Raw genomic sequence first — 23,282 nt, 5'->3', positions numbered from 1 at the left:
AATGATTTTTACAAAAAACATAATAGCAATTGCTATCATCACCATATTTGCCTGTAAATTAAACGCACAGCAAACACCTACATTCTCGGAGTATAATTATAACCCTTTTATTATAAATACAGCTTATGCTGGCTTAACGGAAAACCCCGAGTTCTCTTTGAGTAATACAGGATTCTTTAATCAATTTGAAGGAAGTCCGAGAAATTTTTCATTTAGTGGCCATGGTTCTATAAACAGAAACAAAATGGGCATTGGGGCAGGTATTATGCGAGACGAAATAGGTGTTACTACCTCAACCTCTTTTTTCGCGGCATATTCCTATAAAATATTTTTCGATTTTAAAAGTAATAGACCTTACTGGCAATTGTATGATGCAGGTGTTCTATCATTTGGTATTACCGCAGGGTTACAACAATATCAAAGTAATTTAACCCAGTTAGGCATTATAGGAGATCCTAAATTTGCACAAGATATAAACAGTACAATACCAACCATTGGTTTAAGTTTTCTTTTTAATCACGCTTCTTTTTATGTTGGTTTTTCGACTCCAAATGTTATGGGCGATAGTTTGGCATCAGACAGTGATTTGGTGTTAAATAGTCCTTACTATGGATATTTTGGTTATCGTATTTATAATAATCGTTTTGAAGATTTTATGATAAAACCAAACATGCTCATAAAATATGAAGATGGAGCACCGTTACAAGCAGATTTTAATGTAGCCCTTAGTTTTAAAAATAAGCTAGAAATAGGAACAGGTTACCGAACCAGTAATTCCATAAACTTTTTAGCAGGAATCTATTTATTCAATAATCTACGCGCTATATACAATTACAATCTCGCCAACAAAAATTCTACCCTAGGAAACACACATGGTTTAATATTAAGTATTCAACTCGGTGATGGGTATAGTTTGAATTAAATTTACTTACAACTGGAAACAAAAAAAAGACGCTTATATAAGCGTCTTTTTTTTGTTTATTAAAATATGATCGAAATATTACTTCACATCTAAACTATAAGGAAATAATAACTGAATACCTTTACGTTGCGTACGTGTTTTTACTTCTTTGTAAATATTGTATTGTACATCGCCTAGCTCTTCTTTTAAAATGGTCTCTTTAGCTTTCACTAAACCAAAATCTTGAAGCATTTTATCTAAGTCCTTTTTGAAAATAGGAAATTCGTTTATCTTGTATTCTTCAATTTCAGCAGCTTCAGCAGCATATTTTAAGGCTAAATCTAATCCGCCTAATTCATCAACTAAACCATTTTTTATTGCATCGGTACCCGTCCAAACACGTCCTTGCGCAATAGCTTTTACATCATCTTGATCCATACCACGACCATCGGCAACTCTTTTTGTAAACAACTCGTATACATCAATAATTCCTTCTTTAATAAAAGTACGTTGTACATCGCTCATAGGCTCATAAAAACTAAACGACACGGCGTTTGTATTAGTGATTACTTGCTCGGCGTTAATACCAATTCTATCTGCTAACGCTTTACCATTTGGCATCATCCCAAACACACCAATACTTCCTGTAATGGTTGTTGGTTCTGCAATAATCTTATCAGCATTGCAAGCTATATAATAACCACCAGATGCCGCTACGTTCCCCATAGACACAATTACGGGTTTTACTTTTTTAGTTAACTCTATTTCTCTCCAAATTAACTCACTGGCCACTGCACTTCCTCCGGGAGAATTAATACGCAAAACCACCGCTTTGACCTTATCATCTTCTCTTGCTTTTTTAAGCGAAGCTCCCATAGTACCTTGACCAACTTTATCCTCATCACCTTCACCATAGATAATTTCACCTTCGGCATAAATAACTGCAATTCTATTTTGATTACTTTTTAATTTCAATTTATCAGCTGCGTGAATAGCATAATCTGCAATAGAAATGGTCTTTAATTTTTTATCATTTTCAATACCAATAGCATATTTTAATCCATCAATATATTCATCGTGATAAGCAATTTTATCAATCATTTTAGACGATTTAGCTAAAGTTGCATTTCGAGCCAAAAGGCTATCTGCAATTGTATTAAGTTCCGCTTCATCAATCATTCTACTTTTTGAAATATCACGTTTCATTTCTGTCCAAAGCGAATTTAAATACACCGATATTTGCTCACGATTATTATCGCTCATCTCATTTTCTAAAAACGGCTCTACAGCACTTTTGTATTTCCCGAAGCGCACCACTTCCATTTTAACACCCGATTTTTCTTGTAAATCTTTAAAGTATAACTGTTCAGAATATAAACCTTTAAATTCCATCGCTCCAACAGGATTCATAAAAATAGTATCGGCAACCGAAGATAAATAGTAATCTTTTTGCGTATAAATATCGGCGTAAGCCACAATAAACTTACCCGATTCTTTAAACTTCAATAACGCATCTCTTAAAGCTTTTGTTTGCGACAAACCAGCTTGTATAAAATTATTATCAATAGATATTCCTTTTATTTTATCGTCTGTAGCAGCTAATTTAATACCGTCTATAATATTGAAAAGTCCATTTTTTTCATCTTCATTTAAAAAAGGATATTCAGCAAACTCCGTTTTACCTGCATAATCTTTAATTGGAAAATCTAATGTTAATTCTAAAACAGAATTATCTTTTACAGTAATAACATCATCACCTCCCGATCCCATAATAGCACCTAGAAAAATGATTCCTAAAAAGAAAAGTAAACAAAACAACATGATTCCTGTTAATGTCGATAATACACGTTTTATAAATTCCATATTTTTTAAATTATTATTTTTCTATAAGTATTAAAAAAGCCTAAGACGTTACACTTATGCCTCATTATTATTTTTAAATTTTCTAAAAGATTTAACTTTAAATGTGCTGACATAAAACAATAATACCCACCAAGCTATAAAAACCTAGTAGGTATTATTAAAATCACACATTATCGAGGTTTTAAAAAACAACCTGTTCTAAAGTGTTTTTACGATGAATTTTTCCCGAAGCTGTATTTACAAATTTACTTACCGCGTAAATAGCTTTTGGTTTTTCGTATTTATCCAAACCATCAAAAATAGATTCGTCTAGCTTATTATCTTTTCCTTCAATAATTAGAATAGCTTTCTCTCCTAAAGTCTCATCAGGAACAGATGTAATAAAAAATTGTTGAGGTATTTTACACTGTAGCTTCTCTTCTATCACCTCTGGATATAATTTAATACCACCAGAATTAATTACGTTATCAAAACGGCCTAACCATTCAAAACTACTATCTGAATGTATTTTTACAATATCATTTGTAACTATAGTTTCATCTAAAAGCTCTGGAGCATTAATTACTAAACAACTTCTATCGTCGGTAGAAATAGTAATATTTGGTAAGGTTTTAAAGTATTTATCAGACTCCGTATCTGTAAAGTTATTTATCTTCTTAATGGCAATATGCGATACCGTTTCCGTCATACCATAAGTTTCGTAAACATTAGGTTTTTTATCCTGAATTAAAGCTTTTATACTTTCAGAAACACGTCCGCCACCAACAATTACTGTTTTAATTTTATCGAAATATTTAGCGAAGTTTTTAAGTTGCATTGGTGTAAATGCGCAAAATTCGTAATCTTTTTCATAATCGATTCTAGGGAAAGCCGCAGGCTCTACCATATCTAATTCTAAACCTAAAACAATAGCACGAACCATCATCATTTTACCTGCAATAAAGTTTGAAGGCAAACAATGCAATACTTTTTTACCAGGTCTAAGGTCGAAGAAGTTACCAGTTGCAATGGCAGATTTTACCATAGCTTCCTTTTTAATTATTATCTCCTTGGGCTTACCGGTAGATCCCGATGTACGTACTTTTATAAAATCATGCTTATCTAACCAATCGAGTAAAAACTCACCCAATTCGCGCTCGTAAGCAACGCCTTCTTTTACAAAACTATACGCAACCTCCATTAAATCTTCATGAGAATAATGGTGATTATTTAATTTAAACCTTACATGTACTTTAGTGTAATCTGGTATCATAATTATTCTATTATTTTATAGTCTTCTTTTGTTGGTTTAATAACTTTTCCTATTAGTTTATCTTTCCAATTACTCCAATTATATTTCTTAGAAAGAATAAATAAAAGTATTGGAAAAACAACAAATACAGGTATAAATATTTCGCCTAATGCCATGGTATCTGGATCAGACATATCTTTTAAAATTGAGTCGGTTTGGAAGGCAGTCCAGTCGGCAGTAACCAACAGCGCTGTAAACAAGTTATTAGCTGCGTGAAACCCTAAGGCAAGCTCTAAACCTTCGTCCATTAATGTTAAAACTCCTAAAAACAAACCGGTACCAATGTAATAAACCATTATAACGGGCCCTAATTGCTCTACTTCTGGATTTGCAATGTGCATAAGTCCAAAACCAACCGAAGTGATTAAAAGTGGCAACCATTTATTTTTACAAACTACACCAATACCTTGCATTAGGTAGCCTCTAAAAAAATATTCTTCGAAACTGGTTTGTAACGGTATTAAAGTAATAGCTATTGCTGCAAGTATTAAAAATGGTTTTAACCTAAAATTAAGCACATAATCTTCTGGCGCAAAAAAGAAATAATCTATCAATACAAAACCAGAAGAAATAACACCCCAAAGAATAAAAATAAACCAAAAACGGCTCCAATCTATCTTTTTTCGTGCTGTTGTTAATTGTACAAACGATTGCTTATGCAAAACTTTAGCCGAAAAAATAACGCCTGCCAATCCTGCCGCAAAAGAGACTAGCATTAAAAACAGAAACAAATTACTGCCCAAAGCCTCAATCATATCCGGGATTGTAACGGGTATATTTCCGGTCTCAAAAACTTTTATGCCTAATACAACTCCCAAAGGAATCATACCAACCATTTGCCAAGCGGTAAAAACTATTAATACACCTAATAAATATCTCCACCAATCGTGTAAGCCTTTAAAGGCTTGAGCTATATACATACTTCTAAATTAAATTTCCAAGGTTCTACCTTATTATACTGCAATGTACCATTTTTAACTAAAAGCGGTGAATCAAAATTGTTAGAAAACAAACTGCCCGTACCTAAACCTTGTGGTAAATTACTATTTAAACCATAGGTGTATTGTGCAATAGCATTTAAGCCTACATTACTCTCTAAGGCACTTGTAATCCACCAACCTATATTTTGTTTATGCGCTAAATTAATCCAAGAATCGCTGCCTTTAAAACCGCCTATTAAAGTTGGTTTTAAAATAATGTACTGCGGACAAATGTTTTCTAATAACGCTTGTTTTTTTTCTTCGGAAAACACACCTATAAGCTCCTCGTCTAGAGCAATGGGCAATGGTGTAGCCTTACAGAGTTTTGCCATTTCAGCTATCTGGCCTTGCTTTATAGGTTGCTCAATGGAATGTAAATCGAAATCTGATAATATTTTCAGTTTTTCTAAAGCTTCCGAAGGTTTAAAAGCTCCATTAGCATCTACTCGTAATTCAATATCATTTGAATTGAATTCTTTTCGAATTGATTTTAAAAGATTAATTTCTGTTTGAAAATCGATAGCACCAATTTTCATTTTAATACAACTAAAACCAGCTTCTATTTTATCCTGAATTTGTTGTTTCATGAAACTTTCCGTCCCCATCCAAATTAATCCGTTAATAGCAATGCTATCTTCCGTTTTAGTGAATTTTGAAGGAAACAAATCGAAACCATCTATGCTTTCAATAGATTTAAAAGCCATTTCTAATCCAAATTGAATACTTGGAAATTCTTCTAACTGAAGTAATAAAGCATCTAAACCTAATTGAATATTTTTACAAACCCATTTTAATTTATCTTCAAAATCGGGTCTATCATCAATGGAAAGTCCGCGAAACATGCCGCACTCTCCAACACCTTTTTTTTCACCTTCATTTAAAATAATAAACCAAGTATCTTTAGTCTTTAAAATGCCGCGCGAAGTTCCGCTAGCTTGTTTAAAGTTTAAAGTGTATGGTTGGTAAGTTGCCGTCATAGTCATGCTAAAATAACGATTTATTTTATGGAACATCAAAACTAGAGAAGGATTATAATAAAAATTTGAGATTGATTAATTGTTCAATCTTTTACTATAAAATCGATAATTATTTGATGTATAATATTACAAATAACCACTTTCATCCATACACAAGGTATAGACTAAATAATTCAAAATCAATTTAATCAGTTTTAACGACTAATATAATACGTGTTAAAATGAATTTATTAAAGTTCGATGCTTTCTCCTATTTCTAAAAGCATTAAATCTTTATCCTTCTCGAAAAACTTGCGTTTAGCAGCTTCATGATCAATTTCAATATAGCCGAAAGTATCAAAATGGTAACCTAAAATTTTATCACATTCTACAAAATCGCTCGCTAAAATGGCATCGTTAATACCCATGGTAAAATTATCTCCAATAGGAAGAATAGCCAAATCTAACTTAGTTTGAAGCGGTATTAATTTCATATCAAAAGTAAGAGCCGTATCGCCTGCAATATAAATATTTTTATGTTCGCCTTCTATAATAAAACCGCCAGGTTGCCCACCATAAGTACCATCAGGAAAAGACGATGTGTGTATGGCGTTTACATATTTTACATTTCCAAATTCAAAATCCCATTGCCCACCATGGTTCATTGGGTGACCTTCGAAACCAAGATTACCAAAATGCGTAACAATTTCGAAGTTAGAAATTATAACAGCATTGGTACGGTTGGCAATAGCTTCAACATCTAGAATATGATCTTGATGTGCATGAGTTACCATAATATAGTCAGCTTTTAAAGTACTAATGTCAATGTTTGCAGCCTTTTCGTTTCCTGTAATAAAAGGATCAACAAGTATATTGATATCATCTATTTGAATACCTAAACAAGCGTGACCGTAAAATGTGATTTTCATTCGAAATAAATTATAAAATTGAACTCTAAATTTACTAAATATTTACAACACTTGCCCCAAACCCATCAAAATAGATAAAAGCACTGTTGTTAGCGCTAACTTTTTTAATTCGGGATCAAAATGTTTTGGGTTTTGTGTGTTATTCACTTTTTTAAGATGAAGAAATAAAGGAATAAAAGCGATAATAAAAATGAAATTAAATGGTGAATTATAAAACAGAACACCAAATAAAACGGATAACAAAATTGCCGAAACCACAAGAGTAATATGATAAGCTTTAGCTTTTTGACTACCTAATTTTAAGGCTAGCGTAATTTTGTTCGATTTAGTATCAGATTCTATATCTCGCATGTTGTTTAAATTAAGTACAGCTGTACTTAACAAACCTATTACCACGGCAGGTAAAACCACAACAAAATCTATGGTTTTTGCATACAAAATATAACCACCAATAACACTCACTAAACCAAAAAACAGAAACACAAAAACATCGCCCATAGCATTATAGCCATAGGCATTACCGCCAACAGTATATTTTATGGCTGCAATTATAGCAGCAACGCCAAGTGCAAAAAACAACACAGCCAGAAAGAAATGAGCTTGACCAAACGCATAATAAACAGTAAGTAAGGCTAAAATAACAGAAATCGCTACATTTATTGTAATGGCACGTTTCATTTCTATTGGAGATATCACACCACTTTGTATGGCACGCTCTGGCCCTATTCTATCATCATTATCCGTGCCTTTTACGCCATCGCCATAATCGTTTGCTAAATTTGATAGTATTTGAAAACTTAAAGTCGACAAAATAGCCAACACACAAATTACCCAATTAAAAACACCCTGATAGGCTGCTAAAAACGAGGCTAAAATAATTCCAGAAACAGATAAAGGTAAAGTGCGCAAACGCATGGAAGAAATCCAAACTTTTGTTTTATTCATTTATGGAATCCATTTTTTTTCAAAATTAGGCTTACGTTTTTCTAAAAAAGCATTTCTACCTTCGGTAGCTTCCTCCGTCATGTAAGCTAAACGTGTGGCTTCTCCAGCAAATACTTGTTGCCCTACCATACCATCGTCTGTTAAATTCATAGCGAATTTCAACATTTTAATAGATGTAGGCGATTTTGCTAATATTTCCTGAGCCCACTCATAGGCTGTACTTTCTAATTCATCGTGAGGAACAACAGCATTCACCATGCCCATATCAAAGGCTTCTTGAGCCGAGTAATTTCTTCCTAAAAAGAAAATCTCACGAGCTCTTTTCTGTCCTACCATTTTGGCTAAATAAGCCGATCCGTAACCACCATCAAAACTAGTAACATCAGCATCGGTTTGTTTAAAAATAGCATGCTCTTTACTCGCTAAAGTTAAATCGCAAACTACGTGTAAACTATGTCCGCCACCAACAGCCCAACCCGGAACCACAGCAATTACTGCTTTTGGCATAAAACGAATTAAACGTTGCACTTCTAATATATTTAAACGGTGATACCCATCTTCACCAACATAACCTTGGTGTCCACGTGCTTTTTGATCTCCCCCACTACAAAATGAATAAACACCATCTTTAGTCGATGGACCTTCGGCAGACAATAATACCACACCTATATTCACATCTTCGTTAGCATTATATAAGGCATCGTACAATTCTGATGTTGTTTTCGGACGAAATGCATTTCTCACATCTGGTCTATTAAACGCAATACGCGCAACACCATTACATTTTTTATATGTAATATCGGTGTATTCTTTAACAGTTACCCAATTTTCTTGACTCATTTTCTTTATTTTAGCCAAAAATAAATTTTATTTCATTAAAACCCTTCATTACCTATGAAAAATAATATTTCACTACTCGTTTTACTATTTATTTGCCTTTCTTTAAATGCGCAATCGTATAAATTTGAAACGGTTATAGACCTTGAAACTACCGATGTTATTAGCCAAGGAAATACCGGGACTTGTTGGAGTTTTTCTACATCGTCTTTTTTAGAGAGTGAAATAATAAGAATTACAGGTAAAAAGATTGATTTATCTGAAATGTATACCGTAAGAAACACCTACCCGAAAAAGGCTTGGAACTACATTATGCGCCAAGGTAAAACACAATTTAGTGATGGTGGTTTGGCTCACGATGTTTTAAATAGCGTAAAAGATCATGGTTTAGTACCAGCTTTCGCTTTTACAGGTCTTGAAGAAAATGCGACCAGACATAACCACAGTGAAATGCTTACCGTTTTAAGAGGTTTATTAAACACCTATACTAAGGATGTAAAGAAACCATTATCTCCAAAATGGAAACAGGTTACAGAATCCGTTTTAGATATTTATTTAGGAAAAAATGTTGAAACTTTTAATTATGAAGGCGTACAATACACACCACAATCATTTTTAGAATTCACAAAAATAAACCCTGATGATTATGTAAGCTTAACATCATTTTCTCACCAACCTTTTTACACAAGCTTCATTTTAAATATTCCTGATAATTTTTCTAACGGAAGCTTCTATAATATCCCAATTGAGGAAATGATTAAAGTTGCAAATAATGCACTTAAAAAAGGATATACTATTGCTTTAGATTGCGATGTAAGCGAAAGTACATTTACAGCAAACCCTGGTATGGCTATAATTCCAGAAGACGGTAATGTTGATTTAAAGGACTTAACAGAAATTGTAGCAGAAAAAGAGATTACACAAGCCTACAGACAACAAGAATTTGAAAACTTTAATACTACCGACGACCACTTAATGCATATTACAGGTTTAGTAAAGGACCAAAATGGCAATATTTACTATAAAGTAAAAAACTCTTGGGGTAAAAACTCCGAACGCGTTGCGAACAATGGTTTTATATACATGAGTGAAGCTTATTTCAAATTAAAAATGATTTCAATTACCTTAAATAAAAACGTACTTGATAAAAAATATCACAAAATTTTGAATTAAAGTTAATTTTATCAGGAAGTAAATTGCGGATATCACAAAAGTGAATACTAGTGATAATAAAGCAATGTTACTGTGAATATAATTATTAATTTTGTGGCGTAATAACAGTTTGTCAAGAAAACTTGCAAATTATCGAGATAAATCGTACATTACAACGTATTTAAACCCAGATTAATATGATTTTAACAGTTACTCTTACATTTACCCTACTTGTATTCGTTAATTTATTGCTTTTAAAATTTAGCTGTAACAAAACAGTTAAAACAACAAAAGTTAACAAACAACCAGTTATTTTAGCTCCGTATCTAGAATTAGATGCCATGCAAGAAAGACTGGCACCAACAGGTAGCTAATTTGTAGCAAGCGTTTTAATTTTCCCTTTTCTTTTTTTACCACTCTATTATTTCTTCTCCAAGAATTTCAAGCTTTTGATTAACCTTTGAGAAATGTTTATTTCCAAACCAATACCCTCTATTTGCAGATAATGGCGACGGATGCCCACTAGTTAATATCAAATGCTTAGTCGCATCAATTAATTTAGCCTTCTTTTTTGCAAAACCACCCCAAAGTAAAAATATTACATCTTCCTTATTATCACTTACTGCTTTAATTACAGCATCTGTAAACGTTTCCCAACCTTGTTTTTGATGGCTTGCCGCTTCGTGAGCTCTAACGGTTAGTGTCGCATTTAAAAGTAATACACCTTGCTTTGCCCAACGTTCTAAATTACCGCTTTCAGGATACGGAATACTTAAATCCGTTTCAATCTCTTTGAAGATATTAACTAATGATGGTGGATGTTTAACACCATCTGCCACAGAAAAACATAAACCATTAGCCTGCCCATGATCATGATAAGGATCTTGACCAATAATAACCACTTTTACATCATTAAAATGGCAATAATTAAAGGCATTAAAAATGGCTTCTTCCGGAGGAAAACATTTTGAGTCCTTATATTCTTTAGAAACAAATGCTATTAAGTTTTTAAAATAATCCTTTTTAAACTCTGCCTCTAAATAGGGTTTCCAACTTTCGTGAATCTCTAAATTCATTTATAAAATTTTATTAAGAAACTAAATTAACACTATCTTTATTGTAATTTCAATTTAAGAAGAAAAAATGTCGCTTAATTCTTTAGATATAAAAACAGATGCCAGAATGGAGCACGTGTTTAACGCCTATCCGGAATTTGTTAAAAATAAAATATTACATCTTAGAGCTTTAATTCTAGACGTAGCCAACAACATTGAAAGTATAAACACCATTGAAGAAACCTTAAAATGGGGAGAACCAAGCTATTTAGTAAAAAAAGGCAGCACCCTTAGAATTGACTGGAAACCAAAGAAACCAGACCAATACGCTATGTATTTTAAATGCACAAGTAAGCTTGTTGAAACATTTAAAATTGTTTTTAAAGATAATTTTGAGTTCGAAGGCCACCGTGCTATTGTTTTTCAACTTAACGATACCATACCCGAAACCGAGTTAAAACAATGTATTACTGCGGCTTTAACCTACCACAACGTTAAACAATTACCTTTTTTAGGATTATAGCTTAACTAAAAATACGTACCAAAAGTTCTTTTAGTAAATCGCCTTGCGGCACGGCATTAGAACCTACACCTTTACTTTTTACATCAAACTCCCTTAGCGTAGCTACTACGCCACTCACCTTTCTCATTGGGAAATTTCGAGCAGCCGTTATATAATCGTTCACAAAATACGGATTAACTCGAAGCGCAGACGCGACACTCCTTGGCGACTTATCACTTAAACCATGAAACGTAAGCAATTGTGAGAAAAACGCAAATAACAACGATACTGTAACCACCATTGGGTTATCTTTTGGGTTATCACCAAAATAGTGTACAATTTTAAAAGCTTTAACGGTGTTACGCTCACCTACCGCTTTTCTTAACTCGAAGTTATTATAATCTTTACTAATACCAATATTTTCCTCAACGTGCTCTGGAGTAATTTGAGTGCCTTGCGGTAAAATAATTTGAAGTTTTTCTAACTCATTATTTATTTTGCTTAAATCTGTACCTAAAAATTCCACAAGCATTTGTGCTGCCTTTGGAGTTATCTCGTATTTTTTAGGCGCTAAAACACGACGAATCCAATCGGCAACCTGGTTGTCGTAAAGTTTTTTACTCTCAAAAACAATCCCGTTTTTCTTAAGCGTTTTATAAAGCGCTTTACGCTTATCAATTTTTTTATACTTGTAATTAAAAACTAAAACTGTAGTTGGCTGTGGGTTTTCGGCGTATTTAGCCAATTTCTCAATACTTCGAGCTAAATCTTGCGCTTCCTTTACAATTACCACTTGGTGCTCTGCCATCATTGGGTAACGTTTAGCATGCCCAACAATATCATCTATAGTAACATCACGACCATACAATACCATTTGGTTAAAGCCACGTTCAGCTTCATCTAAAACAGAGCTTTCAATAAAATCAGAAATTTTATCAATATAGTAAGGCTCTTCACCCATTAAAAAGTAAATAGGCTTTAAGTTTTTGTTTTTTATATCGGTTACTATTTGTTTTACTTCGTCCAAATCTAGTTTAATTCCTATTTTATAAATTTCAAATTCCTAAAAACGATTGCAGTCTTTAAAACTTGATTATTTCCTTAACTTTGAAAAAATTTAAAATTTCAGTGTTACAAAAATTAAATTTTCCTGAGTTTTCATTTCGTTTCAAAAATAGCGAAAATAAAGTATCTATATTCGATTGCATTCGCAAAAAATTTGTGATTTTACAACCCGAAGAATGGGTAAGGCAACATTGTGTGCTTTATTTAATGGAGGTTAAAAAATATCCCATCTCGTTAATTAACGTCGAAAAAGAACTCTCTATTAACGATTTAAAAAAACGATATGATATTGTTATTTTTAATCCCGACGGTAGTATCCATTTAATTGTAGAATGTAAAGCCCCAAAAATAAATATTAATCAAACCACGTTCGACCAGATTGCACGCTATAACACCGCGCTAAACGCCACGTATTTAATGGTTACTAACGGAATTAATCATTATTATTGTCAAATGGATTTTGAGAACGAACGTTATCAGTTTTTAAAAGATATACCGGAGTATAGTTCTCAGTGAAGAGTAAGCAGTAATCAGTAAGCAGTAAGCAGTAAGCAGTAATTTAATTATTCAGAATAAAACAGATAACCTTTTAACCCATAAACAAACCATCTTTTGAAACTTGCCATTGTTATATTAAACTGGAACGGAACACAACTATTAAAGCAATTTTTGCCATCGGTAGTTACGCATTCTAAAGAAGCCGATATTTATGTGGCCGACAATGCCTCTACAGATAACTCCGTTGCCTATATAAAAACTCATTTTCCTGATGTAACAATAATTCAGAATCAAGAAAATGGTGGCTATGCCAAAGGTTACAACGATGCTTTACAACATATTGAAGCCGATGTGTTTTGTTTATTAAACAGCGATGTAGAAGTTACAGAAAATTGGTTGAAACCTATAATAGAAATCTTTAATAAAAACCCAAAAACGGCCATACTTCAACCTAAAATATTAGACTTTAAAAACAAAGCCTTCTTTGAGTATGCCGGCGCTGCTGGTGGTTTTATAGACAAATATGGATACCCATATTGCAGAGGTCGCATTTTTGATACAATAGAAAAAGATAACGGACAATACAACGACACCATCGATATTTTTTGGGCAACTGGGGCATGTTTATTTATAAAAAGTGATGTTTTTAAAGCACTCAATGGGTTCGACGCTCACTTTTTTGCACACATGGAGGAAATAGACCTCTGCTGGCGTGCAAAAAACCAAGGCCACCAAATAAAATACGTAGGCACATCTACCGTTTACCATGTTGGTGGCGCTACACTAAATGCTATAAACCCCAAAAAAACCTTTCTTAATTTTAGAAACAGCCTATTCATGGTAACTAAAAATGCGAAAGGTAACATATTCGCTCTTATTTTTATTCGTTTAGTTTTAGATGGTATTGCAGCGGTTAAATTTCTATTCGATTTAAAACCCAAACATACATTCGCTATTTTAAAAGCACACTTTAATTATTACTACAATTTAAACCGGTTATTAAAACAACGTAAGGCCACAAAAAATAAAATTATTTACTACAACAAAACATCTGTGGTTATCGATTATTTCGTAAATAAGAATATGTATTACAAAAGTTAAAAAGAATAAGTAAAAGTTTTGTTAATAACTCTGCTATCAACCTATTTTTATATACTTTTGTTAATTATAGAAAGAACATTTTTTAATCCAAAATTATAAAACAACTTATGAAAAAAGTTTTATTACTTAGTCTATCAGCCATGTTACTTTTAAGTTCATGTGTTACTAAAAAACAATTCACAGATCTTGAAGCAAAGCAAAAAGAAACTCAAGATTTACTTAATTCTGCAACCGTAAAATTAAACTCATGTTTAGAAGAGCGTGCTGCTGCAACTGCAAAAGCAACTGTATTAGAATCTCAAGTAAACGATTTACGTAAAAACAACGATAACCTTCAAATATTATCAGCAAAAGGAGCTAGTAGTATCGAAAAAACGTTAGAAAGCATCAAAGAAAAAGAGCTTAAAATTACACGTTTACAAGATGCCATGACTAAAAAAGACAGCATGACTTTAGCGCTTGTAACAAGTTTAAAACGTGAAGTTGGTATTAACGATCCAGATATTGAAGTAAACGTAGAAAAAGGTGTGGTATTTATCTCTATTGCAGATAAATTATTATTCCAAAGCGGAAGCTACAATGTAACATCTAAAGCTAAAGAAGTATTAGCTAAGGTTGCAAAAGTAATTAACAGCAAACCAGATTTCGAAGCTATGATCGAAGGTCATACGGATAGCCAATCTTACCAAAAAGGTGTGCTTTTAGACAACTGGGATTTAAGTGTTAAACGTTCTACATCAATTATCCGTGTATTACAAGACTTAGGTGTTAATCCAGGACAGTTAATCGCTGCAGGACGTAGTTCTTATGTACCTTTAGTAGATAACAATACTGCAGAAAACAGAGCAAAAAACAGACGTACTCGTGTTGTTGTTCTTCCTAAAATTGATCAATTTTACGATATGATCGAAAAAGAAATGAAAAACTTAGAGGCTGCAGGAAAATAAGCAACCTAGTTTAAAATATTTAAAAGCCCGACTGTAAAGTTGGGCTTTTTTTATGTCCTTTTTTTTCTGGGCGTTACCCTATCGGGTCAGGCTTTACGCTACAATTCCTCGTTCGTGCCTCTCTGCGGGATTTTCACTGCAATCCTTAACGCAGGACTCAGCACAAAGGTTTAGTCACTAAAGCAATGTTCTAATAGCTTAATTATTACATTTTTTTATGGGTTTTGATTTTGGAATTGTATTTTTACTTCTTAATAAGTAAGATTATACCTTAGTTGTAGCCAATTTGAGAAAACTCAGAAAGAATGAAATATAATTTTGAAAAAGAATTTTTAGAAAAAGTTGAAGATAAAACTGACAGCACAAACTTGAGAGAAAAAATATCAGACATTGAATTAATAAATCTAAAAAAAGAGTTCCCTAAAATATCATCTGAATTTTTAGATTATCTAAGTGAAATTGGAAGTGGAAACTTTAGAGAGTGTCAATTTAAAGTTCAAAAATACTTATTTGATTTAGAAGATTTAGGACTTGAAGAACATTATGAATTAAAAGATGGAATCAAGTTTTTCGGAGATAATTTTTCTGGAGACTTTTCTGGATTTGATTTTAATGGTAACCCTGATTTAGTAGTTGAATTTTGGCACGAAGACGGAACAATATATGAGACCAATAAAACTTATAAAGACTATATTAGAGAACAAATGTTAATTGGAGATAATGGACAAGATGAAAGAGAATAAAAACTGGCTACAACAATGTATAAACGCAATTACGGCGGATTCGACTGCGTCAGAATCCACTCGGAATTGCTAACGCCTGTGCTTAACCGAAATTTTGTGTATTTTTAATCCGTAACTGACGTTTATACTAACCGTTGTAAGCCATTTGAGAAAAACCTATGAAAACACAAAAAGCATTAGATAAATTAATAAAATCTGACAAAGACCATAAAGTAATTTCTGCATTTGCAGGAGTCATCTATGAAAACTCTCTGAATATGCAGATTAATGTTATCGGAGCAATGCACACTTCTAAATGGTTAAAAAATAGAATAAAGCCTTTTTGGACAGAATATAATCACGGAACTAGAGAATGGATAGAAAAGTGTCTTAATAGGGCAATAGATTTTGATTCAGATGATTATGCTGTTTCTGCACTTTTGAATTGTAAAATTCAGTCAGTTATTTTGAGTTTAAAAAAAATGAAAATGATTTTTATATCTTCTCGCTATTATGAAGATTTTAAAAATGGAAAAGTAAATGTTTTAACATTTGCTAAAAGTATTGATAAACATTCAAGTAAAGTTTTACCGAAGGTTGTCGAGTTTGGCTGGATCGATGGAACTGATGAGATTATAGATGTTTCTGTAATGCGAGCAATGGTTTTTAACACTAAATATGAATTAAAAAACAAACAAGTTTACGGGAAAAACTACTCAACTAATTTTCGAAGAGCAACATTACCTTATGGAAATTGGAATCTAGAAAATTCAGAAGGATTTGAATTAAGAGAAGAATGGAATATTTTTAATGAACTTAACTCTGAAATCAAGAGTGAGTTAATATTAATTGAATAAAAAACGGCTTACAACAAAGTATAAAAACAATTGCGATTTAGTACTTAATCAAAGGTCGTTACGTGTTTGTAACGTCTGATTTTCCTTCGAAAAATCCTCGCACACAAACACGCAATTTTCCATATACGTAACCGCTGTAAACAATTTAAAAAAGGCATTACATTAGAAAATACTTAACTAAAAGTAAGACATTTTTGAGTATATAGGAACTCTTGTCTTTTTTAAAAAATGAAAAAAGATAATGAAAAAAGAAATAATTGATTGGCTCTTTAATATTGAAAAAATAGACGGAATTCCACCTAACTCTTTAATTGCCTTTAATTTAGGATTAATAGAAAGTGAACAGGGATTTATGATTTATTTTGTTGGTGCATTCGAATATTCTGAGGATGACGATGATTGGGCTTGCATTGAACCACCTACCAAACCCTATAGATATTTAAAATTGCCTGATAAAGTTCAAAAAGAAAGTTGGGAAAGTGTTCTTGAACTTTGTAAAAACACATTAACTGAATTAGAAAATGAAGGTAGTCTAAACAAGACCTTGATTAAGAATGCTAAAGCAATTACGACAGGATTTGATGAAGGGGAATTAATAAAAATTAGATAAAAGACGGGTTACAACACTGTATATAAAAAATTGATGTTTTGTGTTTAACCCATGTAGTTGCTTTGATTCCTTGCATCCGATTTTCCTTCGGAAAATCCTCGCTGACAAACCCGGAACTATTCTTAGACATAAACATTGGGCACAATTAAACAAATTAGAATGAAAAAAAAGATAACAACAGAAGAATTTGAAGTTCTTGAAAATAAAATTTGGTTAGAATTTCTTGAAAAAGCAACACCTATTGAAATTCATAAATCATTAATCACATCAAACTTTGACGGAAATAGTTTGCTTCTTAATTTGATTAAAAACAATCCAAAGACGGATAAAGGAACGATTTTAGTCGCTTATTGGATGAGTAGTCCAAGTTATTTCAAAGAGTTTTTAAACAGAGAAGATTTATTGGAGAAAAGTTCATTTTCAATAGACGGTTTTGATTTTGTAGAGGAAATAGAAAAAAAATATTGTGACGGATTCTACCAAGGCAATGAAATAACTTTTGATCCAAAAAGTGATTCTGAAAATTATGATTGGACAAGTGAATATGATGAAGGAGTTCTAGTTAGAAAGATTCCAAAAATAATGTTTGAAAAAATAAATGGAAAAATTGAAATAAAAGAATATCCAAAAGACTTTGATAATGGTTTACCTATGAAACCAATAGATTATGCTCAAAAAGTTTATGATATATTTGAAGAATATGAAGTAGAATAACACTGGTTATAATTAATACGGGTTTCGCGCTTAAACAAAAAGCTATGTATATTTAACAAGTCCGCCAAATCAAAAGATTTGGCTTTTAAAATGAAAAACCTATAAGTAAATCTCAATCTGAACTGAATGATTTTTTCGGACTGAATAAACAAAATGAAATCTATATTGACGGTTATTTATTAGAAAGTAAAAAATATCGAATATCACTAATTGGAGTTACGGAGATTGAAATTGTAGAGCCAGATAACATAAACGGACTTAAAAGCCGAGTACTGAATATATGGACTTTAGCAAAAAGTGAAAGATATATGAAAAGCACAAACTAACCGATGTTTTTTTTGGCTAAGTGATTAATTAGAAATTTACTATTTTAGTGTAAACTCTAACCTTTTACTTGTGTAACCATGTCTCTTACCGAACATTTGAAAAAATCGAATTACGAATAAAATGAGTGATAATTATATAACTATTTGTACAGTAAAAGAAGTTGAAAACCCAAAAGAATTGAGTGAAAAAATTCTAAAATGGTTACAATCAAATGAAATAATAGAAAGTGAATTATCTTACTGTATTTTAAGTATGAGTAACAAAGGTTATAAACCAGGAAACAAACATATAGATGTAATTGGCTCTAACGAAAATATATTAAGACTCAAAGTATGCGGAGTTGAAATAAAAACGGAACGAGAAGTATTTAACGAAGGTGCCTTTACTGCAATGACTAAATTAGAATGCCCAAATTGTATTACCGACAGATTTGAAGGAATAACACCTCAAGATTTTTTTACAGACAATTGTACCGAGGAACAATTAAATAGATTTGATACTGTTTTTCCAGAATTTGACAAATGGACAAATGGACAAATAATGAAAATGCATCTTTAATCTGTCCACATTGTTTAAAAGAAAGCAATTTGATAAATTATAAAACGGACAATTCAATAGCGTTTTCAAATTTTGGATTTACTTTTTGGAACTGGCCAGATTTAAAAAAAGAATTTCTAATGGAATTAAAAGCTAAAATTGGAACAGGTATAGTTAGAATGAATGGACACATCTAAAAAATGCACTACAGCTCCCTATAAAAACAATTACTATTTTAAATCTAACCAAAGGTAGTTGCACTTTTGATACGTCTAATTTTCCTGCGAAAAATTCTTGCATGCAAACACAAAATTATCCTTACACGGCGCTATTATAACAGTCAAAAACAACAGATAAAGAAAGAATGGAAGAATTATTCAATCAAGCTAAAGAATTTATGTCACAGAATCCACATTATGGATATTTAGTTGGTTCAATAGTTCTTTTTATCTTTTCCGTTGGGAATTTTAAAAAATGGAATTGGGCAGTTTCGCCTTCAGGATATAGCCAACGTTGGTGGTATAATTTTTTAGGAGAAAAATATTTTAGCACAATTATGGGAATACTATTTTCGATTGGTGCAATAGCCTGTTTTTTGGGTTTCTATTTATCAAATTAATAACTATACTATGGAAAGTGTAAATATTTTTAAGGTAGAGAAATTACTCCAACCCCGTTGTTTTTTAGCTGATAATGAAAACTTAAAAAAGACAATCCCTACAATCAATTTACCTTTTCGAGAGCGATAACTGATAACTGATAAAATATTAATTTAAATTTTCAATAAAACCACTTTATCATAATTGGATTGGCGTTGAAAAAAAGGTGGAAAATTATATCTTAAACAGATAATTATGAAAAACATTAAACTTGAAATTTTAAGCATTTTAATTTTATGCTTCACAGTAAGTTGTTCGGAAAACACAATCGAAGGTTTTGAATTTGGAGAAAATTTTGACCGAAATAAAATGGATACTTTCTTTTTAGCACTTGAAGAGCAAAATCTTGGAATGGGAAGTGTGGCCATATTTAAAAACGGACAATTAGATTATCAAAAATCATTTGGAGAAGCAGATATTGAAAATAGCATTTCAGCAACACCGCAAACCAAATATAGAACTGCATCAATAACAAAGACGTTTACAGCATCTATGATTATGCAATTAATTGAGGAAAACAAACTCACACTATCAACAACACTTGATACTTATTTTCCAGAGTTACCCAATTCAAACTTAATAACAATAGAACATTTATTGAGGCATAAAAGTGGTCTTTTCAATTACACAGATACCGCATACGGTACTGATATTGTAACCCAACCAGCAACACAGCAACAACTAATTGACTTATTTATAGAGAATGGAACTGTATTTCAACCAAATGAACAAACGCTTTACTCCAATACAAACTATGTTATTTTAGGCTTTATTATTGAAAGCATAGACCAAAAACCTTATTCAGATGCTTTGAGAGACCGAATAGTAATACCATTGGGTTTAACAAATACCTATAATGGCGAAGCAATAGATACAACTAATAACGAGGCATTATCCTATAATCCCGAATCTAATGATTGGATATTAGCAACTGAAACAAATACAACTCTTGTGAATGGAACGGGTTCTATAGTTTCAAACCCTGAAGATTTAAATACTTTTTTTCAAGAACTTTTCGATGGCAATGTAGTTTCAGCAAGCTCATTGGAACAAATGCAAGCAAACAGTACAGATATTTATGGATTAGGCTTAATAGCTATTCCCTTTTATCAAAAAATGGGTTTTGGCGGCACAGGCCTTTTAGACGGTTTTCAATCTATTTCTATTCATTTCCCTAATGATAATGTTAGTATCTCTATCACTTTAAATGGAGTTTCTATGTCAAGAAACGATATTGTAATTGGAGCATTAAGTATATATTCTGGGTTAGAATACACTTTACCATAAAATTGAAGCTTAAAAGAGAATTAATAGATTTAAAACAACAGGAAAATACAAAACAGATTGTTGACTTTTAAGGTAAACATCTTGATTTAAAATCTAAAATACATAGCCCGAATTTTAATCAAAAAAGGAAGGGTAAAAAAGTTTGAAAATAATTACTATTTTGGCTTCGTCAAAGGCCGTTGTATTTTTTGTTATACATAGACCTTACTCAACATTAGTAAAGAACCAAGCATGAAAAAAATAGTTTTAGCCTTATTACTTGTCTTCATTTTTAGTTGTTCTAACGAGAGCAAAACAGATAAAGAATTACTAGAAAACGACAAAAAAGAATTAGTAAAAAACCTAGATTCTTATAAAGTTGCTACTTATAAATTTGGCAAAATACTCATTAGAGCTTCCGCAGAAAAAAACACCATATCGCCAGAATTTCAATCTTTTAAATCTGACCTGGATAGAATATTCAACAAGGTCGTAAAATACGATTTAGATAACCCGGAAAGCCTTTCTATGCTCGATTACATTTCTATTTATCGTGATTATAAAAACATGGAAGATTTTATAATGGAAACCGACGAAGATATTTTTCCAACATTAATAGACGCCTTCAATTTGGCTTATGGAGATTCTATTAGCAAACAAATAGAATATCTAAAAGGAGAAGATAAAGTATATGTTCAAAATATAGAACACTCCGTTTTAAGCGCCATTGTAATTTTAAGTAAAGATTTAGGTAAAGAAGTATCACTCTATGAGTGCACAAAAACATACCCAGAATTACTACCAGATTCTGAGATAAAAACACTGTTACAGTATTTTAGAGGTTTTTTATTTTTTGAAAAAGGGCTTTATTATTTATCCGAAGATGAAATTTCTAGAAACATAGACTGGTTAAACCACAACGAAAAAATCGACTTGCCATATACAAGAGCGCTATTTCAATGGGGAAACCTCAATAACGAGCAAACCCATATAGGAATTCATTCTTTAAATCATTTATTTAGAGGGTTTGATAGATTAATGATGGAAAGGGAAATTGATGAAAAACGTGCCCTGGAAGATTTTGAAATGTTTTTAAAAGACACCAAGAAAATTGGTTTAGACAATGAAATTGTATGGTCTGTTGAAAGCTATTTATATCTAAAAAATGAAGATAATGAAAAAGCAATTGCAGCCTTAACCAAACTAAAAACAAGCAAATTACTTTCCTCTGGAGACAAAGAAAGAATAGACGAGTCTATAGAGTATGTAAAGAACCGAAAGCCCGGAAAAGTACTCAATGGCGTTTACGACAAGTACTTTTTAAGTAAAATAGCTACAAAATATATGTTTTCAATTTTAGCACAAGTAGATTGGAAAAAAGTAATGAAAGAACAAAATGTGCCTCATACCGACGAAATTTTTAAAACCATCGATAACCTAAAAGTCTTTTTAGAAAACATGGAGAAATACTCTAGCACAGAAAACCTAAAGCAAACTGGAGACGAGATTAAAAACACAGGAAAAAACCTTTGGAACAAAGCAAAAGCGTTAGCCGAATAAAAATAACCTTGGCCAAATACCATCTCTAAATAATTGTTTGGCCCTGCCCTATTCACCAAAATTCTCACACGTTTTCTATATGGTTTTTGTTTGGTCACTTTAATCTTTGAACACGTAATATACATACATCAAGATTAAAGAACCAAATTAATAACATATTCCTAATTTCGCTTTTTGGGCGTTACCCTATCGGGTCAGGCTTTACGTTACAATTCCTCGTTCGTGCCTCTCTGCGGGATTTTCACTGCAATCCTTAACGCAGAGCTCAGAACCAATGTTTAGTTCACACAGCAACCTGCTAGTAGCTTAATTATTACATTTTCTTCATGGGTTTTCCCTTTGGAATTGTATTTTTACTTCTTAATAAGTAAGCTTATACCTTAGTTGCCATTCATTGCGGAACGCACTCAAATTCGAAAAATTAAAATAATAATTATGACAAAAAAAACTATCGGAACTATATTTTTAATAATTGCTTCCATTTTGACAATTTATATTGTTTATAGAATTGCAATTAACCCTATTTCTTGGTCTAAATTTAAAGGTTTCATTACTGGAAAAGCAGGGTTAAATTGGTCAATTCTTATTATTGTTTTTTACTCATTAATTTTAGCACCAATATTTTTTATGTATAAATTTGGTTTAAAATGGACAAAATTATTACAACGAACTGAATTGAAAAACTAAAAACGAATTGTATGTGGAATTTAGCAAGTTGAGGAATTTCTCACTCAAACGGAATTGAAAAATATTACGGAATAAAGCGCTGACTGAATTCACTCAAACGCTGAAAATCGGAAAACGGAATTTAGCGGAATAATAACAAATTGAAAAACAACGAAATGGCAACAAAGTACTGTGCTAAAAAACAAGTAAAATCTTATTAATTTTTCACTAGCGTACTTTTATATTCCTTGTCAAATATTAAACCCGATTTTGCGATAGCAAAAGCTTGTTTTAGTAACTTATTACATACCGCTATTAATGCTAATTTTTTACTCTTTCCTT

At 31.9% G+C, this 23,282-nt stretch carries 26 protein-coding genes and 1 pseudogene; 17 read left to right on the top strand and 10 right to left on the bottom strand.

What is annotated here, in order from left to right; translation table 11 throughout:
* Position 1: 1 nt before the first annotated feature.
* Positions 2 to 922: a PorP/SprF family type IX secretion system membrane protein gene (locus DFQ06_RS01165; protein WP_133965560.1), complete on the top strand. Its 921-nt coding sequence runs from the start codon at positions 2 to 4 to the stop codon at positions 920 to 922.
* Positions 923 to 1,000: 78 nt separating this feature from the next.
* Here the strand turns inward: DFQ06_RS01165 and sppA are convergent, their stop codons facing one another.
* The 7 genes from sppA to DFQ06_RS01130 all read right to left on the bottom strand — a co-directional run bounded on the left by sppA (position 1,001) and on the right by DFQ06_RS01130 (position 8,705).
* Positions 1,001 to 2,764: a signal peptide peptidase SppA gene (sppA, locus tag DFQ06_RS01160; protein ID WP_074939344.1), complete on the bottom strand. Its 1,764-nt coding sequence runs from the start codon at positions 2,762 to 2,764 to the stop codon at positions 1,001 to 1,003.
* A gap of 181 nt (positions 2,765 to 2,945) precedes the next feature.
* Positions 2,946 to 4,016 carry an AMP-binding protein gene (locus DFQ06_RS01155; RefSeq protein ID WP_042501667.1) on the bottom strand — a complete coding sequence of 357 codons (1,071 nt, stop codon included), beginning with the start codon at positions 4,014 to 4,016 and terminating at the stop codon, positions 2,946 to 2,948.
* Between the two features lie 2 nt (positions 4,017 to 4,018).
* Entirely contained in the window at positions 4,019 to 4,975 is a 957-nt protein-coding gene (locus tag DFQ06_RS01150) for a CPBP family intramembrane glutamic endopeptidase (RefSeq protein ID WP_133965558.1), read from the bottom strand.
* Entirely contained in the window at positions 4,966 to 6,012 is a 1,047-nt protein-coding gene (locus tag DFQ06_RS01145; RefSeq protein WP_074939349.1) for an o-succinylbenzoate synthase, read from the bottom strand. The genes DFQ06_RS01150 and DFQ06_RS01145 overlap by 10 nt, the downstream gene beginning before the upstream one ends.
* Before the next feature lie 230 nt (positions 6,013 to 6,242).
* Positions 6,243 to 6,920 (bottom strand): metal-dependent hydrolase, encoded by a 678-nt coding sequence (locus DFQ06_RS01140; RefSeq protein WP_042503769.1) that lies wholly within the window; start codon positions 6,918 to 6,920, stop codon positions 6,243 to 6,245.
* A 42-nt stretch (positions 6,921 to 6,962) separates the two neighbouring features.
* Complete coding sequence (menA, locus tag DFQ06_RS01135; RefSeq protein ID WP_133965556.1) at positions 6,963 to 7,865, bottom strand: 1,4-dihydroxy-2-naphthoate octaprenyltransferase; 903 nt, start codon at positions 7,863 to 7,865, stop codon at positions 6,963 to 6,965.
* Positions 7,866 to 8,705, bottom strand: coding sequence for a 1,4-dihydroxy-2-naphthoyl-CoA synthase (locus DFQ06_RS01130; RefSeq protein ID WP_074939351.1), 840 nt, complete (start codon positions 8,703 to 8,705; stop codon positions 7,866 to 7,868).
* 54 nt (positions 8,706 to 8,759) lie between these two features.
* On the opposite strand from DFQ06_RS01130, the gene DFQ06_RS01125 reads away from it, so the two are divergent.
* Together DFQ06_RS01125 and DFQ06_RS19325 are read left to right on the top strand one after the other, a co-directional pair.
* On the top strand, positions 8,760 to 9,875 hold the full coding sequence (locus tag DFQ06_RS01125) for a C1 family peptidase (protein WP_042503766.1): 1,116 nt from the start codon (positions 8,760 to 8,762) through the stop codon (positions 9,873 to 9,875).
* A 176-nt stretch (positions 9,876 to 10,051) separates the two neighbouring features.
* Positions 10,052 to 10,228: a hypothetical protein gene (locus DFQ06_RS19325; protein ID WP_159140118.1), complete on the top strand. Its 177-nt coding sequence runs from the start codon at positions 10,052 to 10,054 to the stop codon at positions 10,226 to 10,228.
* A 36-nt stretch (positions 10,229 to 10,264) separates the two neighbouring features.
* Here the strand turns inward: DFQ06_RS19325 and DFQ06_RS01120 are convergent, their stop codons facing one another.
* Positions 10,265 to 10,930 (bottom strand): uracil-DNA glycosylase, encoded by a 666-nt coding sequence (locus DFQ06_RS01120; RefSeq protein ID WP_042503765.1) that lies wholly within the window; start codon positions 10,928 to 10,930, stop codon positions 10,265 to 10,267.
* A gap of 67 nt (positions 10,931 to 10,997) precedes the next feature.
* On the opposite strand from DFQ06_RS01120, the gene DFQ06_RS01115 reads away from it, so the two are divergent.
* On the top strand, positions 10,998 to 11,432 hold the full coding sequence (locus DFQ06_RS01115; RefSeq protein ID WP_042503763.1) for a DUF1801 domain-containing protein: 435 nt from the start codon (positions 10,998 to 11,000) through the stop codon (positions 11,430 to 11,432).
* A 1-nt stretch (position 11,433) separates the two neighbouring features.
* Here DFQ06_RS01115 and holA read toward each other — a convergent pair whose 3' ends face one another.
* On the bottom strand, positions 11,434 to 12,438 hold the full coding sequence (gene holA / locus DFQ06_RS01110; RefSeq protein ID WP_042501653.1) for a DNA polymerase III subunit delta: 1,005 nt from the start codon (positions 12,436 to 12,438) through the stop codon (positions 11,434 to 11,436).
* Between the two features lie 80 nt (positions 12,439 to 12,518).
* On the opposite strand from holA, the gene DFQ06_RS01105 reads away from it, so the two are divergent.
* The 13 genes from DFQ06_RS01105 (at position 12,519) to DFQ06_RS01050 (ending at position 22,961) form a co-directional block, all read left to right on the top strand.
* Entirely contained in the window at positions 12,519 to 12,992 is a 474-nt protein-coding gene (locus DFQ06_RS01105) for a type I restriction enzyme HsdR N-terminal domain-containing protein (RefSeq protein WP_162857693.1), read from the top strand.
* A gap of 96 nt (positions 12,993 to 13,088) precedes the next feature.
* The gene (locus DFQ06_RS01100; RefSeq protein WP_133965554.1) at positions 13,089 to 14,075 is read left to right on the top strand and encodes a glycosyltransferase family 2 protein; all 987 of its coding nucleotides are present in this window, start codon (positions 13,089 to 13,091) and stop codon (positions 14,073 to 14,075) included.
* A gap of 107 nt (positions 14,076 to 14,182) precedes the next feature.
* Positions 14,183 to 15,022, top strand: coding sequence for an OmpA/MotB family protein (locus DFQ06_RS01095; RefSeq protein ID WP_042503760.1), 840 nt, complete (start codon positions 14,183 to 14,185; stop codon positions 15,020 to 15,022).
* A gap of 305 nt (positions 15,023 to 15,327) precedes the next feature.
* Positions 15,328 to 15,765, top strand: coding sequence for a hypothetical protein (locus DFQ06_RS01090; RefSeq protein ID WP_133965553.1), 438 nt, complete (start codon positions 15,328 to 15,330; stop codon positions 15,763 to 15,765).
* Positions 15,766 to 15,923: 158 nt separating this feature from the next.
* Complete coding sequence (locus tag DFQ06_RS01085; protein WP_133965550.1) at positions 15,924 to 16,601, top strand: hypothetical protein; 678 nt, start codon at positions 15,924 to 15,926, stop codon at positions 16,599 to 16,601.
* 241 nt (positions 16,602 to 16,842) lie between these two features.
* Positions 16,843 to 17,211 carry a hypothetical protein gene (locus DFQ06_RS01080; protein WP_133965548.1) on the top strand — a complete coding sequence of 123 codons (369 nt, stop codon included), beginning with the start codon at positions 16,843 to 16,845 and terminating at the stop codon, positions 17,209 to 17,211.
* Positions 17,212 to 17,370: 159 nt separating this feature from the next.
* On the top strand, positions 17,371 to 17,925 hold the full coding sequence (locus DFQ06_RS01075) for a DUF4274 domain-containing protein (RefSeq protein ID WP_133965546.1): 555 nt from the start codon (positions 17,371 to 17,373) through the stop codon (positions 17,923 to 17,925).
* A 447-nt stretch (positions 17,926 to 18,372) separates the two neighbouring features.
* On the top strand, positions 18,373 to 18,810 hold the full coding sequence (locus DFQ06_RS01070) for a hypothetical protein (protein ID WP_133965545.1): 438 nt from the start codon (positions 18,373 to 18,375) through the stop codon (positions 18,808 to 18,810).
* A 29-nt stretch (positions 18,811 to 18,839) separates the two neighbouring features.
* Positions 18,840 to 18,986 (top strand): hypothetical protein, encoded by a 147-nt coding sequence (locus tag DFQ06_RS19320; protein WP_159140119.1) that lies wholly within the window; start codon positions 18,840 to 18,842, stop codon positions 18,984 to 18,986.
* Positions 18,987 to 19,153: 167 nt separating this feature from the next.
* Positions 19,154 to 19,408, top strand: a complete 255-nt coding sequence (locus DFQ06_RS01065) for an Imm17 family immunity protein (RefSeq protein ID WP_042503755.1) — start codon at positions 19,154 to 19,156, stop codon at positions 19,406 to 19,408.
* A gap of 235 nt (positions 19,409 to 19,643) precedes the next feature.
* Positions 19,644 to 20,735: a serine hydrolase domain-containing protein gene (locus DFQ06_RS01060; protein ID WP_133965543.1), complete on the top strand. Its 1,092-nt coding sequence runs from the start codon at positions 19,644 to 19,646 to the stop codon at positions 20,733 to 20,735.
* A 231-nt stretch (positions 20,736 to 20,966) separates the two neighbouring features.
* The gene (locus DFQ06_RS01055) at positions 20,967 to 22,274 is read left to right on the top strand and encodes a short-chain dehydrogenase (protein WP_133965540.1); all 1,308 of its coding nucleotides are present in this window, start codon (positions 20,967 to 20,969) and stop codon (positions 22,272 to 22,274) included.
* 435 nt (positions 22,275 to 22,709) lie between these two features.
* Positions 22,710 to 22,961 carry a hypothetical protein gene (locus tag DFQ06_RS01050; RefSeq protein WP_133965538.1) on the top strand — a complete coding sequence of 84 codons (252 nt, stop codon included), beginning with the start codon at positions 22,710 to 22,712 and terminating at the stop codon, positions 22,959 to 22,961.
* Positions 22,962 to 23,157: 196 nt separating this feature from the next.
* Here the strand turns inward: DFQ06_RS01050 and DFQ06_RS19510 are convergent.
* Positions 23,158 to 23,282, bottom strand: a pseudogene (locus tag DFQ06_RS19510) (IS110 family transposase); the annotation flags it as partial.

The organism is Algibacter lectus (assembly GCF_004368925.1).
Classification (GTDB): Bacteria; Bacteroidota; Bacteroidia; order Flavobacteriales; family Flavobacteriaceae; genus Algibacter; species Algibacter lectus.
The sequence above is the reverse complement of the archived record's forward strand: the minus strand, read 5'-3'. Positions and strand labels throughout refer to the sequence as shown.